The organism is Streptomyces sp. NPDC096046, from assembly GCF_040303285.1.
In the GTDB taxonomy this organism is placed as follows: Bacteria; Actinomycetota; Actinomycetes; order Streptomycetales; family Streptomycetaceae; genus Streptomyces.
The window spans coordinates 42538-56907 of sequence record NZ_JBEOSZ010000043.1 but is presented as its reverse complement, the minus strand read 5'-3'; the positions used below and the strand labels follow the sequence as shown (position 1 = coordinate 56907).

General features: G+C 65.3%; 16 protein-coding genes and 1 pseudogene. 8 read left to right on the top strand and 9 right to left on the bottom strand.

All coding sequences use genetic code 11. The features are described 5' to 3' along the window. Nucleotides 1–44: 44 nt before the first annotated feature. The gene (locus tag ABTX62_RS29255) at nucleotides 45–992 is read right to left on the bottom strand and encodes a hypothetical protein (protein WP_352118986.1); all 948 of its coding nucleotides are present in this window, start codon (nucleotides 990–992) and stop codon (nucleotides 45–47) included. A gap of 191 nt (nucleotides 993–1183) precedes the next feature. On the opposite strand from ABTX62_RS29255, the gene ABTX62_RS29250 reads away from it, so the two are divergent. Further along, nucleotides 1184–1522 carry a helix-turn-helix domain-containing protein gene (locus tag ABTX62_RS29250; RefSeq protein WP_352118985.1) on the top strand — a complete coding sequence of 113 codons (339 nt, stop codon included), beginning with the start codon at nucleotides 1184–1186 and terminating at the stop codon, nucleotides 1520–1522. Nucleotides 1523–1732: 210 nt separating this feature from the next. Here the strand turns inward: ABTX62_RS29250 and ABTX62_RS29245 are convergent, their stop codons facing one another. Further along, a complete protein-coding gene (locus ABTX62_RS29245; protein ID WP_352118984.1) occupies nucleotides 1733–2392 on the bottom strand; it encodes a hypothetical protein in 660 nt (219 codons plus the stop codon). Nucleotides 2393–3303: 911 nt separating this feature from the next. Continuing rightward, on the bottom strand, nucleotides 3304–3552 hold the full coding sequence (locus ABTX62_RS29240) for a hypothetical protein (RefSeq protein ID WP_352118983.1): 249 nt from the start codon (nucleotides 3550–3552) through the stop codon (nucleotides 3304–3306). Between the two features lie 234 nt (nucleotides 3553–3786). Here ABTX62_RS29240 and ABTX62_RS29235 point away from each other — a divergent pair, with 234 nt between their 5' ends. The 3 genes from ABTX62_RS29235 to ABTX62_RS29225 all read left to right on the top strand — a co-directional run bounded on the left by ABTX62_RS29235 (nucleotide 3787) and on the right by ABTX62_RS29225 (nucleotide 4806). Beyond that, the gene (locus ABTX62_RS29235; protein ID WP_352118982.1) at nucleotides 3787–3909 is read left to right on the top strand and encodes a hypothetical protein; all 123 of its coding nucleotides are present in this window, start codon (nucleotides 3787–3789) and stop codon (nucleotides 3907–3909) included. A gap of 124 nt (nucleotides 3910–4033) precedes the next feature. Further along, a complete protein-coding gene (locus ABTX62_RS29230) occupies nucleotides 4034–4483 on the top strand; it encodes a hypothetical protein (protein WP_352118981.1) in 450 nt (149 codons plus the stop codon). Nucleotides 4484–4572: 89 nt separating this feature from the next. After that, a complete protein-coding gene (locus ABTX62_RS29225) occupies nucleotides 4573–4806 on the top strand; it encodes a hypothetical protein (RefSeq protein WP_352118980.1) in 234 nt (77 codons plus the stop codon). A gap of 40 nt (nucleotides 4807–4846) precedes the next feature. On the opposite strand, the pseudogene ABTX62_RS29220 reads toward ABTX62_RS29225, so the two are convergent. From ABTX62_RS29220 to queC, 6 genes and pseudogenes are all read right to left on the bottom strand, one after another. After that, a pseudogene (locus tag ABTX62_RS29220) lies at nucleotides 4847–5482 on the bottom strand (NF041680 family putative transposase); the annotation flags it as partial. 125 nt (nucleotides 5483–5607) lie between these two features. Next, nucleotides 5608–5820 carry a hypothetical protein gene (locus tag ABTX62_RS29215; protein WP_352118979.1) on the bottom strand — a complete coding sequence of 71 codons (213 nt, stop codon included), beginning with the start codon at nucleotides 5818–5820 and terminating at the stop codon, nucleotides 5608–5610. 355 nt (nucleotides 5821–6175) lie between these two features. Next, the gene (locus ABTX62_RS29210) at nucleotides 6176–6952 is read right to left on the bottom strand and encodes a GTP cyclohydrolase I FolE2 (protein ID WP_042176403.1); all 777 of its coding nucleotides are present in this window, start codon (nucleotides 6950–6952) and stop codon (nucleotides 6176–6178) included. 4 nt (nucleotides 6953–6956) lie between these two features. Then, the gene (gene queD, locus ABTX62_RS29205) at nucleotides 6957–7313 is read right to left on the bottom strand and encodes a 6-carboxytetrahydropterin synthase QueD (RefSeq protein WP_042176402.1); all 357 of its coding nucleotides are present in this window, start codon (nucleotides 7311–7313) and stop codon (nucleotides 6957–6959) included. Continuing rightward, nucleotides 7313–7948: a 7-carboxy-7-deazaguanine synthase gene (queE, locus tag ABTX62_RS29200; protein ID WP_352118978.1), complete on the bottom strand. Its 636-nt coding sequence runs from the start codon at nucleotides 7946–7948 to the stop codon at nucleotides 7313–7315. The genes queD and queE overlap by 1 nt, the downstream gene beginning before the upstream one ends. 2 nt (nucleotides 7949–7950) lie before the next feature. Continuing rightward, complete coding sequence (queC, locus tag ABTX62_RS29195; protein ID WP_352118977.1) at nucleotides 7951–8646, bottom strand: 7-cyano-7-deazaguanine synthase QueC; 696 nt, start codon at nucleotides 8644–8646, stop codon at nucleotides 7951–7953. Nucleotides 8647–8769: 123 nt separating this feature from the next. On the opposite strand from queC, the gene ABTX62_RS29190 reads away from it, so the two are divergent. From ABTX62_RS29190 to dbpB (ABTX62_RS29175), 4 genes are read left to right on the top strand one after another with little or no spacing between them, the layout of a single operon-like run. Continuing rightward, on the top strand, nucleotides 8770–9666 hold the full coding sequence (locus ABTX62_RS29190; protein ID WP_352118976.1) for a hypothetical protein: 897 nt from the start codon (nucleotides 8770–8772) through the stop codon (nucleotides 9664–9666). After that, nucleotides 9663–10796: a DGQHR domain-containing protein DpdB gene (dbpB, locus tag ABTX62_RS29185; RefSeq protein ID WP_352118975.1), complete on the top strand. Its 1134-nt coding sequence runs from the start codon at nucleotides 9663–9665 to the stop codon at nucleotides 10794–10796. The genes ABTX62_RS29190 and dbpB (ABTX62_RS29185) overlap by 4 nt, the downstream gene beginning before the upstream one ends. Beyond that, nucleotides 10793–12013: a tRNA-guanine transglycosylase DpdA gene (gene dpdA / locus ABTX62_RS29180; RefSeq protein ID WP_352118974.1), complete on the top strand. Its 1221-nt coding sequence runs from the start codon at nucleotides 10793–10795 to the stop codon at nucleotides 12011–12013. The genes dbpB (ABTX62_RS29185) and dpdA overlap by 4 nt, the downstream gene beginning before the upstream one ends. 46 nt (nucleotides 12014–12059) lie before the next feature. Continuing rightward, complete coding sequence (dbpB, locus tag ABTX62_RS29175) at nucleotides 12060–13163, top strand: DGQHR domain-containing protein DpdB (RefSeq protein WP_352118973.1); 1104 nt, start codon at nucleotides 12060–12062, stop codon at nucleotides 13161–13163. Nucleotides 13164–14370: the final 1207 nt, after the last annotated feature.

The window sequence follows — 14370 nt, the reverse complement described above, 5'->3', positions numbered from 1 at the left end:
CCAAGGGATAGTGGGCGCTGCCGGACCGTTCTTTTTGGGGAGGCTTATGAGACGGGGCGCCCCCGGAGTTTCGCGGTGAGTGAGGCCACCGCACGCAAGTGGCTGTGCAGAGCGATCACTTCCTCCTCTGTCAGACGGGTCAGATCCGCCAGAAGCACCGGCGGAAGTAGCAATGCGAGTAGATCGTCATCCGCGACCGCGGATCCGGGATGCGGGCCGGTCGCGGAGAAGCGTCGTGGGGCCGGAACCATCGCGGCCTTGTACCTGTCCGAGTCCCGCTCCCCGGTCGTGCCCAGCCCGGTATCCCCTGTGGATGGAAGTTCCGGCTCGCTCGGCGAGGACGTGCCGGGCAGGGGGGCTTCCTCGTCTGGAGCATTGCTGGCGGGCGTGCCCTGTGGTCCGGGCACTTCCGGCACCTCGGTGAATGCCACGTCGGCGGCCTTGGGATCTGATCGCTCCTCTGGGACGTAGGCGGCGCCGTCGTACCAGTTCAGAAGTCCGTCGTCGCCGGGCACCACCATGCCCACGGACACCAAAAGATCCAGAAGAACGTGTGCCTGCCGGATCCGATTCTCAGTGGCCCGCGCGGCCAGAAGTAGCTTGGCGACCAGGCCCTCGCGTGTGACGGGGCCGTGCCCCAACCGCTCCCGCATGGTGCGCCCGAACCACTGCCCCCGCCACACGCCACGCAGGGCCTCCAGCCCCGCTTCCTCGCTCCTGGCGAAGGCGCGTGCCACTGCACGGCCTTTCCGGCTCGGGAGATACATCGTCTGCCGGTGCGCCTTGACCAGCAGCCCTGTATTGACGGCGAACACGGGGACTAGCCCGCAGTTCTTCGCGGAAAACCCGGTGGCCTCCGCCAGTTGGGCAGCACCCACGGGCGCCGTCGACATGCACGCCGCCTTGATCACGGCTACCTGCTGATCGGCTCGCATCTTGCGCGTGGGCATCAGCTTCTCGTCGGCCGCCAGCAGGGAACGCCCCGTCGTCACGGCCCCTCACCTCCACTTCGTTGAGCAATCAAATGCCGAACCGTTCTGGTCGCGGACATAGGCCTGACTACACCAGCTTCCTGCTGCTTGAATAGCATCCATGGGCGAGGTGCGCATGTCGGTGCACCGTCCGTCACACTGGTCGCGTGCCTGGAGGAACAAGACGTGGAAAGAAGCCGTGGGAGTACGCCATGGCCGGCGCCTGGCCGTACGCGATGATGGACGGTTACCGCCCCGCCCAAGTCGGCCAGGCCATCGCCCGGGCACTCGCGGAAGCAATGGAACGCAAGGGGCTGAGCGCCAACGCGCTCGCCGCGGCCTCGGGGGTCAACCGACAGGTCATCACTAACGTGCTCACTGGCTCGACATGGCCTGACCTGCTCACCGTGGCCAGCCTTGAGGAGACGTTGGGCGAGATGCTTTGGCCCCACCATGTGGACTGGCCAAAGGACGAGAACGGAGTCCGCCACCAGCCGTTGCCGCCCGAGACGTGCCGTGACGACGGGGAACGTGGATCTACCCCGCGCTGATTGCCTCGGACGAATGTGTGAAGAGGACATGCCTGTCCGTTCTCCCGATAGAGGGAAAATGGCCGGACACTCCTCTTCGCGCGAGCAGAAACCCGCTAGCGTCAAGGGTGGCGGCCAAGCCGCGCTGGAGACCGCCGCCCCGCGCCTAGGCGCTGGCCTCTACACCTTGGCCGGGCGTGGGGCGGCGGTCGCTCATGTGGACGCGCTCGTCTAAGCAGCCTCCCAAGCGGCGGCCAGCCGGAACACGCACCGCCGGCCGTCACCTTCGCGCCGCTTGTGCAGCACCTTCCGCCGGGCAAGAGAATCCAGCAGGGCCCGCGCGCGAGCGTGAGCAGTCGGCTCCTGGCCGGCGTCGTGGCCCTCCAGTCGCACCGCGATGTCCTTCGGGGTCCAGCCCCGGTCCGGTTCAGCTGCGACAATCTTCATCACTGCGACCGACCGTTCGCCGGTGATCCGGACGGCCGTTTCTTCAGGCTCCAGGGTGACGGCAGCTGAGGTAGCCGGGGCCTCTCGCTGCTCGGTCGCTGCGGCCGCGGAGTGGGGCGCAGCAGCTGCATCAGGTTCGGGAGCGTCAGGAACGACGCGCAGTCGAGTCTGGGTGTGCCCACGTGACTGGCGCAGACCTGTCCCCTTTTCCACGGCTGCCCGGAATGCTGCGAGGACTTGCTCTGCCTTGTCACGGTCAGCAACGGCCAGAGACCGTTCGGCGCTGATCTGATCCATCTCGGCCTGGAGTGCCTCGATACCCGCTGCCAGGCGGGCCAAGTGTTCGTCCTTCGACGCGATGACAGCATCGCACTCTCGGAGCATCGCCTCCATGTCCTTGGCAACCCAGTCCGCGGAGGCATTGAGGCCATCGATCAGGCTCATGGCGACACCTTAGGGGGACCGCGTTCGCCCCGTCTGCCCAAGAGGGTCAGGAGCACACAAACGAGTGCAACCTGATCAGCCACTGTCGACGGCTGCTCGACGTGCATCACAGGAAAAGGGGCAGGTCAGCTGACTCAACTCTGTTGAGTCGGCGGGAACCTGAAGACAGAGGCCTGCAGTACCGCCAGCCCACATAAAGGTGACGCGCAGGGCGGATACAAGGGCACTACCGCAGGGTCCGCGGCAAGTCTGCAGGGCTGTGTAAACCGCGCCCCATAATGCGTTCTGATGGACACGAGCGGGCGCAGCCCGCGGCCACCGCGGCTTCAGCGTAAGGCACTTCAGACCGCTCGACTGTTACGCCGGGAGACTGGTTCCCGAGGGGCCCAAGCTTCGAGCTCCCAAGCCTTAGCTTGTTGTTTAACCACAGGCGTTCGGCGAGGTCGAGGCAATGGTGACCTGAGCGGTCCAGGACCCGGGTTCCCGGGGCGGATCCCAGGTCACGTTGACGCGTACTTTGTGAAAGTCGTGTGCGAGTCCCATCACCATGGTCGCCACGGCGGCCCGTGCCTCGGCTGGGCCAGCGGTGACCAGAACGTCGGCGAGATGCCCGCAGAGCATCCATCCCCCCTGCCGCGGTGAGGACACTGTGACGCCAGCCTTCTGGCGTCGTGAGCAGGACGATGCCCTTCGGCATGCAGGTTCGATGACTGGCCCTGTTTCTGCTGATCAAGGCCCCTACGGGGCCCGCACCGCCCGACCGCGCGGCATCCCTTCCACACTCCCCGGCTGCCGGACGCAGTCCGCAGGCCGGGAACGTGAAGAGGACGCGCTGCGCGCGGCGACCGCAAGAGACCCCTGCCCCCGCAGCCGTCGGACATGCAGCGCAGGACGACGCCCCGGACCGGACATCACGGTGCGAGGAAGACCACCCCGCTGCGGTCTTCCTGCATCCGGGCCACCCGGACAGCAGCGCCGAAGGCGATGCCACGGAAGTACTCCGCCTTCACCTGCTCGACCGGAATGATGTCCTCCTCCGCCGCAGCACTCAAGTGCGCCTTGACGCCCTTCTCCCACGCGACAGCCGACACGCAGGGACGGGAGATCCACGCGTCGAAAAGGACCGCCTGGGCGATCTTGGCCTCGCCCTCATGCGCCATGATCCACTTCCGGACCTGCGCTTTGTTCTCCTTCTTCGTCCGGCCGACCTTGACGTACGACAGCTTCGAGCACACGGACCGGAAGAACAGGACGTACAGCGGTCACCGACGACGTTGAGCGAACCCCCCTTGTACTCCAGGTCCCTCCACGACTGGTGCCGTACCGCCGCGACGACCTCCGCGGGCGGCAGACGCCCGGTGTCGAAGTAGTCGCCCAGCAGTACCTTCGCCGTCATGGTGTCCAGGTACGGGTTCCTGTACTGCACGTTCAGCCTCGTCGCCGGCAACGCCTGCTGCTCCCACTGCGGCGCATCGGCGACGGATTGCTGCTCGTCGCCGAAGTACTGCTCGGTGTAGAGGTCCTCTTCTCGCATGTCCGAGATTGTGGTGCGGCAGCGCCGCCGGCAGAAGAGCACCTCGGCCAAGGGTCACCTGCCGGATACCCCGCCCCGGCAAAGGCGATGCCCCCTACAGTGCTCCCATGGCCTATGACGAAGAGACCGGGACCATCCGAGACGTGTTCGTGGTGGAACGCCCGGCTGGGACGAGCCTCTCGGATTCGAGCAGTCCCGGGGGGATCAGCGCCCTCCTGCGGGACGCCGCTAACGTGCTCGCTGGACACGCCGTGCTCTACCCGGCCGACGCCCAACTCGACGAGATCAGGGCTGAGGCGAGGGAAGAAGGCCGTCAGGAAGGCGTCGCGAACGGCGCGGTGGTCGGCGTCGCCGCCACCGTCGCCGCCGCCGCGCTCGGTGCCGTCGCCGTGAAGGCCGCGCCGCACATCAAGAGCAAGCTCAACGGCCTCAGGTCGAAGCTGAACCGCAAGCCCGAGGACACCGCCGAGACGGGCCCCCTCCAGGCCGTGCCGGAACCGCCCGCCACGAAGGACGAGGAGCCCCCGCGCCGAGATCGGCACCTGCACGTGGCGTGAGGGCCCCCTGCGGACCACCTGCCGCATGTGCTCTCGCGAGGCAGAGCGGGTCCGTAGTCTGTCGGGCGTGATGCCGACTCACCGAGGACATGCTGCACACCGTCCTCCGGCACCGCGCGCTCGGCGAGTCCGTGGAGCGGATTCAGCCCGACCTGATCATCCCCACCGGCAAACGCAAGGGACACAGCCCCTCCGTCGCCAGAATCTACCGCGCCCTCGCGGAACACAAGAAGGCCCAGGCGTATCCCGAAGCCGTCGAGGCCGCGCAGACCGACTTCACCGCGCTGCGCCGGCGATCGGCAACCTCGCCCACCAGCGCCTGACGGAGCCGCTACTCACCGGTCCGATCCTCCCCAAGGGCCTTCAGGTGCCGCGCCGGGGTTTGGTGCCGACTTTGTGGTGGGTGGGACGGCTGAACGCCTCGCCGGTGGCGAGGACTTTGCCCACGTCGTGTCGGGTGGCCGGGTGGCGGTTCTTCGAGCCTGGCGGCCTGCCTGGGCCGGGGTGGGACGGTTTCGGTGCACCAGCCGGGGAGCCGGTCTTCGCTTGCAGGTTCCTGAACCCTCTGCGCACGCGGGCGGGCGTGAGCTTGTTCGGCTCGCCCGGCTTCTCCCAGGGCCTGCGGAGGTCGGTGGCCAGCGGGCGAGCGAGCCGGAGCTGGGCATAGGCAGCGATTACGATCCAGGTCCACCGGTCTGCCGCTTCCGAGCTGCGAAGCCGGGGCTTGGTCCAGCCGAAAGTCTGCTTGAACAGGCGGAATGTGTGCTCGATGTCGAAGCGGCGAAGGAAGCACTGCCAGCAGCGGTCGACATCCGTTTCGGTAGCGCCGGTGCGCGACCACCACAGCCAGAGCGGCTTGTTGACCCCGCCGCTGGGCAACTTTTCGACGACCAGGCGGATGACGGTGCCCTCGATGATGGGCAGCGGTCCGTCGTGGCCGAGCCAGGCGGCCCGGCGGGTGAGCCGCGGATGCAGCCGGTCCCATGCCTTGGCTTCTGCCTCATGGAACGGCGCTGGTTACAGGCTCTATCGCAATCCGCTGAGGTCGCCCCGTTCACAAGTGGTCCATGGCCTGGCGCTGATCACTGCGCCAGGCCATGGACAGGTAGAGCAGGCCGAGAAGTTCAGAGCAGGAACCAGTAGTTCCCACCCGCGACACCAACGGCAACGGCCAGGAGCGTGAGGAAGCCAGGCGAGACCGACAGGGACACGAACAGGTTGAAGTGCTTGCCGATGGTCACGCGCACGCATCGGGGCGTGCCTGCGAGTTGAACCTCGGAAGTGACCAAGCCGTCCTTCTGGCTCTCGGTGGCAGACATGTCATGCTGGTGGTTCATGGGTAACCCCCTTCGTGGTGGGGCGTCGCCGCTTTCGTGGCCTAGGAACCTGATGACGGCGACGCCCCCACTCACCTCCACCGCTTGTGCAGAAGAGGACAAAAAGGGGCCCCACCATGGCATGCCACGGTGGGGCCCCTTAACGTTACTGTGACGTTAGCGAGTTACCGCTGAGTAGGTCAACTTGGCGCCCACCTGGGGGAGTTGGCGCGGCTCCTGGCCAAGACTCTCGACTTCAACGGTCACAGGGGTCAGCCCTCCTTGGCGTTGGCCAGACCGCTGGTTGGTTCGACCCGGACGGTGAGCCGCCGCCTTGATCGTTTTGTGGTTGGGGGCTGGCACCGCCAGTGGTGGGTCAGGGGTGGTTGTAAGTGAGGGTGGCGATGGCGTCGTGGCTGTGGATGCTTTCCAGGTTCTTCGCGCGGATGGTATGCGTAAGGCCTTTTTGCCGACAGGTAAGGCTTATGTCACGGACGATGTCTTCGACAAAGACGGGGTGGTCATAGGCCTGCATAGTCACGACACGTTCGTCGGGGCGCTTGATAAGGGGGATGACGGGGGCAGAACCGGCGCTGCGCAGTAGGGTGACCATCTCGTGAACGTGCAGGGGGTAGGGGGTGTCAGCGGCGCCGGTGACCTCGAGGGTGATCTCGCTGCGCTGATTGTGGGCGCCGTAGTCGGAGATGGCCTTGGAGCAGGGGCACAAGCTAGTGACGTGGCTGGCCACTGCCGTGGTGACGGTGCATCCAGAGTCATCGATATGGCCGGTAACCGTGAGCTCGTGTGTCTGCCAGGACTCCTGGCCGCTGGCGGGAGCAGTCACGGTGGTGGCGACGGGTAGTGAGCATGTGAGCGTGAGAGCCGGGGCGTCCAGCAAGGTCAGCCCGCGCTTGAGAGCGATGGGCAACTCCTGCGGGGTGAGGGTCGCTACGTCCTCGTGGACGAGGGCGATCATGCGGCTCATGTGGGTGCCGCGCCGGTCGGCCTGCAGGCGGACGGTGACGGCGATGTCGGCGATGCCGTGCTGGCGGGTGTGGCCGTCATCGAAGGTGATGGGGTAGCGCAGGCCGCTGATGCCGACCTCGTCGATAGGGATACCGCGGCCGTCGGGCTCGTTTTGGATGTCGTGCATGCCGTCACTCGCCTCGGTAGGTGCAACCGGAGGTGCAGGTTTCGCGTACGGTGATCGCGGACAAGCTGGGAAGCTCGGTGATCATCCGGTCCCAGATCCAGCGGGCCAGGTTCTCGCTGGTGGGGTTGTCGAGGCCTTCGATATCGTTCAGGTAATAATGGTCGAGCTGCGCATCAATAGGCTTAAACGCCCGCTTGATGTCGCCGAAGTCCATCACCCATCCCGCCTCCACGTCGACGGGCGCTTCCACATGCACGGTGACCTTGTAGGAGTGGCCGTGCAGGCGGGCACACTTGTGGCCCTCCGGCACACGCGGCAGGCGGTGGGCTGCCTCGAAGGCGAACTCGCGAAAGATTTCCATTACTGAATTCCCAGATACTTGTGCGTCTGGAGGGAAAGCGTCCAGCGCGGGTTCTTCATGCAGTACTCGACGGCGGCACGAGTGTGGGCCTCGCGGTCGGCATCATCCAGCGGTTGCAGCCTAAAGTGGCGAAAGTCCAGCCCCTCGAACTGGGCGGGGTCGCCACCGGCCTGAGGGTAGACGAGTTTGAGTTCGTCGCCGCTCGTGAGGGCCAGGGTGGAGCCGATCTTCGGGCTGACGCACAGCCAGTCGATGCCGCGGGGGGGCGGTCGGGTGCCGTTGGTTTCCACGGCGATCTCGAAGCCGCGCGCGTGGAGGGCGTCGATGGCGGCCTCGTCCAGTTGAAGCAGCGGTTCTCCGCCCGTGCACACCACGAACCGGTGGGCTTGATCGGCGGTGGGCCAGGCGGCCTCGACGGCTTCGGCCAACTCCTGCGCCGTGCGGAAGCGGCCGCCGCCTTCGCCGTCGGTGCCGACGAAGTCGGTGTCACAAAACTGGCAAATGGCACGGGAGCGGTCGCGTTCCCGGCCGGTCCACAGGTTGCAACGGGAAAACCGGCAAAAGACCGCGGGTCGGCCGGCGTGGCCGCCTTCTCCCTGCAGCGTGTAGAAAATTTCTTTGATCAGGTAGGTCATGCTCAGGCGTTCTGGTACCGGACGGGGTCCTTGACGCCGGCTTCGGCGAAGCCTTTCAGCCGCAGCAGGCAGGTGTCGCACCGGCCGCACGCCCGCCCCTGCTCGTCGGGGTCGTAGCAGGATGAGGTGAGGGAGTAGTCCACGCCTAGACGTAGCCCTTCGCGGACGATGTCGGCCTTGGACAGGGCGATCAGGGGGGAGTGCAGCGTGATCTTGGAGGTGCCTTCGACGCCGGCTCGGGTCGCGAGGTTGGCCATGGTGGCGAAGGCCTCCATGTATTCGGGGCGGCAGTCGGGATAGCCGCTGTAGTCCACCGCCGTGACCCCGGTGAAGATGTCGCTGGCGCCGACGGTCTCGGCAAACGCCAACGCGAACGACAGGAAGATCGTGTTACGGGCCGGCACGTAGGTGATCGGTACCCCCGCATCCTCCACGTCAGTGAGGGACTCATGCTTGGGCACTTCGATGTCGGCCGTCAGAGCAGAGCCGCCGAAGACCCGCAGATCGATGTCGGCGATGACGTGCCGGGCCACCCCCTGGACCTCTGCGACGCGCTGCGCCGCCTCCAACTCGATGGAGTGTCGCTGCCCGTAGCGGAAGCTGAGCGCATAGGGAGTGAAGCCCTGGTCCTTGGCGATGGCCAGCACCGTGGTCGAGTCCAGGCCGCCGCTCAGCAACACGATCGCGGGACGGTCCATGCTGTCACTCCCTAACCTAAGGTCCAGTTGCCTCCGTTGAGACAAGTGCAGCCTACCCTCTTAACTACCGGCTACAGTAACCACAACAAGAATCGAGTTATGGAAGTCAGAGGTCGATCCGTAGTGAACGAGTTGCCCATCGTGGTCACGTGCACAGACCGGAAGACCTCACCCCCCGAACCCGGCCTGCGCGTGCGTGAACTGCCCGCCACGGACATCCGGCAACGCGCGGCGGAATGGGCACGGCGTCTGCACGCCGCACCGGGCCGGCGGACCGCTTTGGGGGAGCTGTATCAGGGAGACCAATGGCGCCGCGCCGCGGCCCTCACCAAAGCCGCCTCCGGGGCAGGGTTTACGCCTCGCCTGTACGTGGCCTCGGCCGGCCTGGGCCTGCAACAAGTCTCCAGTCTCGCCCCGTCCTATGCGGCCACTTTTATGCCTCGCCACGCAGATTCCGTGGCATCCTCCAGCGCGCAGGCAGTCCAGTGGTGGGATCAGTTGCAGCGTATGGAGGCCAGCCGTCATCTTCCCCAGATCGCGGCAACTGCCGGACAGGCACTGGTGGTGCTGTCCGAGACCTACGCCCAGGCCATGCACAACGACCTTGTCGCGCTGGCAGCCACCGGAGCCGACGTGGTACTGATCGGCGGCGCCAGCGATGTGGACGGGATCGTGCGCATGCCGGCCAACGCCGCCCTCAGGCAGGCCCTGGGCGGAACGCTGACCAGTTTGAACGTCCGCATGGCAGCCTCTTGGCTCGAGCACTGCACGCCGGGCCACCTCATCACCCCAACTGCCAAGGAGCGGTGGAGCACATGGGCGTCCCAGGTAGCCCGCACGGAACGCTATGTCCGACAGCCGATGTCGGACCAGGCCGTGATCGCCTTCATCAGAGAGATGAAGGACCGCTACCCCGACTACTCGCGCACCCGCCTGCTGCGCCTGCTGAGAGACAAGGGGATGGCCTGTGAGCAGAAGCGGTTCGCAGACCTGTATACCTCAACGATTGGCCCTCGATGACCTCCACTGTGCTTAAGCGCCGGGCCCTGCGGATCGAGCAGCACCCCACGATCCCTCTGTATGTGTTCACTCTGGCAGCAGAAGAGGTGCATCAGGTCGCCGACGTGGCACGAATCTCCCGAGATGAAGCCGGCAAACTGATTGGCTACCAGCGGCCCGAGAAGAAGCAGCACGTACGCCAGATCCTCGACTACCTCGACGGGGAAGAGGTGCTTTTTCCCAACGGGCTGATCCTGGCGCTTCCCTCGAGCGTGCGGTTCAAGTCCAGCCCGGGCCCGGGCAGCAGCGACGGCCTGTGCACGTCGGGCACCTTGGAGATCCCTGTGCCCGATTCCCTCGATGCCCCGCGACCCGCCTGGATCGTCGACGGCCAGCAACGCAGCCTCGCGCTGGCACGCACCCGTAACACCCGCCTGGCCGTAACTATTGCCGGATTCGTTGCCGAAGACCTCGAAACCCAACGAGACCAGTTCCTGCGCGTGAACACTGTCTCCCCGCTGCCCACCAACCTGGTCACCGAACTCCTACCGGAAGTCGGCACGGCCCTGCCCACCAAACTCTCCGCTCGCAAACTCCCCTCCGTCCTGGTCGAAGCCCTCAACCACGACAAGGATTCACCGTTCCAGGGCCTGGTGCGCCGCCCCTCCACCACGTCCGAGCAGAAAGCGGACGCCGTTGTCACGGACAACAGCCTCACCACGGCCATCCAGGAATCCCTCAACTCCCCTGCAGGCGTCTTCTTCCCGCACAAGAACCTGTCCAACGGCACGGTCGACACGGCCACCATCCGCCAGATCCTCGTCATCTACTGGAGTGCTGTGCGTGACACCTTTCCCACCGCGTGGGGGCTCCCGCCGACACGGTCGCGGTTGATGCACGGCGTGGGCATCCGCTCGATGGGACGCCTCATGGACCGAGTGATGATGGCCATCGATCCGGCATCGCCCCTCGCTGTGGAACAGGCACGGGCCGAACTCGCCCTGATCGCCCCCCATTGCCGCTGGACCCAGGGACGCTGGCCCGACCTGAACCTCCCCTGGAACGAACTCCAGAACAACCCACGCCACATCAGTACCCTGTCGAACTACCTCCTCCGTATCTATGTGCAGGAAAAGGCAAAAGCCGCGTGAAATTCTATTTCCCTGACAGCCAGGACTTGGTGAGCCCCACCTACGACTTCATCAACGACGAGTACTCGCCCTACCGAGTGCGCCAGCGCGATGACGTCTACGCTCACCAGGCCGTGACGCCGATCCCCTACGACGGGATCCTCGTCAGCAAAGCGGTTGTCGACGGATCCATGAAGGGGGCAGGGAAATACTCTGCCCCACAGCGCGAGCGGCTCTACCGTCTGGGCGTGCGGAATTTCTTCCGCCTTCCCGACACCTGCTCTACGATCGGTGACTGCGGCGCCTTTAACTACATCGACGAAGAACGCCCACCGTATGAGGTAGACGAAGTCCTTGATTTCTACGGCCGCTGCGGTTTCGACGCAGGCATCAGTATCGACCACATCATTTTTGGATACATCCCGGAAGAGTCCGATGCGGAACCCGAGTCGGCGTGGGTGGAGCGCCAGGAGATCTCCCTCGAACTTGCTGAGGACTTCATCACCGCAACCCACGCGCAAGGCGCCCGCTTCGAACCAGTTGGTGCCGCCCAGGGATGGGGACCCGGCAGTTACGCCCACAGCGTCGCGGAGCTGCAGAAGATGGGATACCGGCGCATTGCCCTAGGTGGCATGGTCCCACTGAAGTCCCACGAGATCCTCGCCTGCCTGCGGGCTATCGACGAAGTGCGCACTCCCGAAACCGGACTGCACTTGCTCGGCATCAACCGTGTCGAGAGCATGGAGCAGTTCGCCCGCCACGGCGTGACCAGCTTCGACAGCACCTCCGCCTTCCGCCAGGCCTTCATGGACGACCGCAACAACTACCACACGGCCACCGACTCCTACACTGCCATCCGCGTCCCCCAGGTCGACGGAAACCCTGCCCTGAAGCGCCTCATCCTCTCCGGCCACGTCTCCCAAGCCGAGGCAATCGTCGCCGAACGCTCCTGCCTGCGCGCCCTGCGCGAATTCGACCAGGAAGAAACAGCACTCGAAGAAGTCATGAGTGCCCTCGCAACGTACGAAGCTCTCGTGCTCGGCCCGAAAAAGAAAAGCTACCTTGAGTACTACGAACGCACCCTAAGTTACGCCCCGTGGCGCACTTGCCCCTGCGCTCTGTGCAAGAAACATGGAATCGAAATCGCTATATTCCGCGGCAGTGAGCGTAATAAACGCCGTGGATTCCATAATCTCGCCGTACTCGAAGCTAAGATAAGACAACTTTCCTTCGCGTAAATGCACCCCCTTCTAGCTTTTCTTTCCAGCCCTGCCAGGAGATGTGATGGCCGACCGATACGAGTTGAGGCTTCCCGCACTTGAAGTGCGCCAAGGTAACCGAAAAATCTACTGCTTTGCCGTCGACGGGAAGAAAATCCACAGTTTCGCCGCTGTCTCCCGCGTCCGCCGCAATGACAGCAGCGAACTGCAGGGCTACCAGCGGCCCGAGGTTCTCAGCCACATCCGCGGCATCCGCCGTTACCTCGAGTCCGAGCACGCCATGCTCCCCAACGCGCTCGTCCTGGCATTCGACGACACCGTCCGCTTCGAAACTGGCATCCGCCCGAAAGCCGGCGTGGACTACTCGGTCCCCGGCGTGCTGGTGATCCCGGTGGATGAATCTCTTACCGACGAGGACAAGCCCGCCCTGATTGTGGATGGCCAGCAGCGCAGCGCCGCCATCCGCGACGCGGACCTGGCCGAATTCCCCGTCGCCGCCGTCGGGTTCATCGCCGACAACCAAGAAGACCAGCGCTCTCAGTTCATCCTGGTCAACTCCACCAAACCGTTGCCTAAGGGCCTCATCCACGAACTGCTGCCCGAAACCAGCGGACACCTTCCCCCCGCCTACGCCCGTCGGCGCCTGCCCGCCCAGTTGATGACCCGCCTCAACACCGATGGCCAGGGCCCCTTCTACGGCAGGGTAGCCAGCCCCACCTCACCGCACGGCAATATCAAGGACACCAGCATGCTGCGCATGCTGGAACACAGCCTCTTCGAAGGCGCTCTCTACCAGTACCGCAACCCCGAAGACGGCTCCGGCGACGTAGAGCGCATGCTGAAGCATCTGCGCGCGTATTGGAACATCGTGAGGGACACCTTCAGCGACGCTTGGAAACTCCCGCCTCGCCAGTCCCGCCTCACCCACGGTGTCGGCATCCAAGCCATGGGCTTCGTCATGGACACTCTCACCGACGGCATGCCTGCCGAAGACGTCGACTGCGACGAGGTACGCAACGCCGTCCTGGGGCTGATGCCCATTACCGCCTGGACCTCCGGTATGTGGCGCTTTGCCGACGGCGAACAGCGTCGTTGGAATGGCCTGCAAAACACACCCAACGACATCCGTCTCCTTACCGACCTGCTGGTACGTGCCGTCCGCAACTGACGTAGCACCCGTTCACCGTGCCCTGGCCCGGCGCGGTGAATCCGGGATGTCGCCTGTCGGTCAACCGTTTCGCACCCTCTCGATGAGGGTGCGTCCGCACTGCGCAACAGCACGAAGGGTTGGTGCCGCGTATAACCTGCCCATTGGTGCTGGGCAGCAGGGCTGCGATGATCGGCGCGGTGTCGGCGTCGCGCCTGGCAAGAGCGGCGTTCCAGGCACGCAAGCCGAGGCGAATCCAGGCGGCCGTCTTGCGCGTTGCCGCCGTCGGTAGGCACGGCGCAACATCGGCCGGCCAGCGGCAGACACACTACGCAGCGAATTCTCCGCCCTGCCCACGTTCAGCGCCAACGCTCATCACTGCCGACGAGACGCCGGGATAAGCAAGCATCCCCACCGCGCAGCGAGTGTGGCCGTCCCACGGCACGTATAAGGTCCGGCGTCTCGTTCCGAACAGTCCTTCATCCTCGCACCGTGGCCAATGACGCAGTCGGCGCACCGCGCCGGCCTCCTCGTGCGGCGTACCGTTGGCCATCGAGCGCGCAGCGCCCGACTCGCTCCGCTGCAACGTTCGAACACCTCGCCTCCATCTGCCGTCTGAACGGCCGCGTCGGCTTATCGGCCTGGCTCCAATCGCTCCCCGGGTGGCCCCATCCGCCTCCCGGCAGACACACTGCTTCGGTGGAAATAGTCCATCGCCTTGCACGTACCTCATGGATCGGTATTCCATGGTGATCGTGAACGGCACGATCACCGCCAACGTGCGCTGAATATGCCGTAGGGGGCGGGGCGGCGCGAGTCGGTACGCGACCGTGGTGACATCGAGCGGGGCAGGGGGAGCTTCCGGCATGGTGAGCAGCATTTTTCCGTCGCGGGGCCGCGGCAGACCGGCACGCCCGGGCGGAGGCACTGTCAGTGGCTCCGTTTACGCTGCAACCAGCTGGATGTGAGCACCTTGTGAAGGAAGTGCAATGCCAAGGCCGAGCGTGGGGGAGTTGTGCTGCTTTGCCGGTTGTTGGAGGTGTGGGCGTGCCGTCTTGCACAAGTGGGAAAGCTCCACACTCACCTGCTGTGAGGCCGTAGAGGAATCCGTGCTGCTGGCACACTGCACCGCTGCGCATGGCCGTGCACCGACGCGTGGGCCGGTCGGCTCCCCAGCCTGCCGACGCGGTGTTCTGCATCGTCAGTCGGCGCCGGGCAGCGGACACGT

What these genes read in the sequence shown, in the direction of transcription:
- ABTX62_RS29250 (WP_352118985.1), top strand. Translation starts at nt 1,184, where the DNA reads ATGGCCGGCGCCTGGCCGTACGCGATGATGGACGGTTACCGCCCCGCC.
- ABTX62_RS29245 (WP_352118984.1), bottom strand. Translation starts at nt 2,392, where the DNA reads ATGAGCCTGATCGATGGCCTCAATGCCTCCGCGGACTGGGTTGCCAAG.
- ABTX62_RS29240 (WP_352118983.1), bottom strand. Translation starts at nt 3,552, where the DNA reads ATGGCGCATGAGGGCGAGGCCAAGATCGCCCAGGCGGTCCTTTTCGAC.
- ABTX62_RS29235 (WP_352118982.1), top strand. Translation starts at nt 3,787, where the DNA reads ATGGTGTCCAGGTACGGGTTCCTGTACTGCACGTTCAGCCTCGTCGCC.
- ABTX62_RS29230 (WP_352118981.1), top strand. Translation starts at nt 4,034, where the DNA reads ATGGCCTATGACGAAGAGACCGGGACCATCCGAGACGTGTTCGTGGTG.
- ABTX62_RS29225 (WP_352118980.1), top strand. Translation starts at nt 4,573, where the DNA reads ATGCTGCACACCGTCCTCCGGCACCGCGCGCTCGGCGAGTCCGTGGAG.
- ABTX62_RS29215 (WP_352118979.1), bottom strand. Translation starts at nt 5,820, where the DNA reads ATGAACCACCAGCATGACATGTCTGCCACCGAGAGCCAGAAGGACGGC.
- ABTX62_RS29210 (WP_042176403.1), bottom strand. Translation starts at nt 6,952, where the DNA reads ATGCACGACATCCAAAACGAGCCCGACGGCCGCGGTATCCCTATCGAC.
- queD (WP_042176402.1), bottom strand. Translation starts at nt 7,313, where the DNA reads ATGGAAATCTTTCGCGAGTTCGCCTTCGAGGCAGCCCACCGCCTGCCG.
- queE (WP_352118978.1), bottom strand. Translation starts at nt 7,948, where the DNA reads ATGACCTACCTGATCAAAGAAATTTTCTACACGCTGCAGGGAGAAGGC.
- queC (WP_352118977.1), bottom strand. Translation starts at nt 8,646, where the DNA reads ATGGACCGTCCCGCGATCGTGTTGCTGAGCGGCGGCCTGGACTCGACC.
- dbpB (WP_352118975.1), top strand. Translation starts at nt 9,663, where the DNA reads ATGACCTCCACTGTGCTTAAGCGCCGGGCCCTGCGGATCGAGCAGCAC.
- dbpB (WP_352118973.1), top strand. Translation starts at nt 12,060, where the DNA reads ATGGCCGACCGATACGAGTTGAGGCTTCCCGCACTTGAAGTGCGCCAA.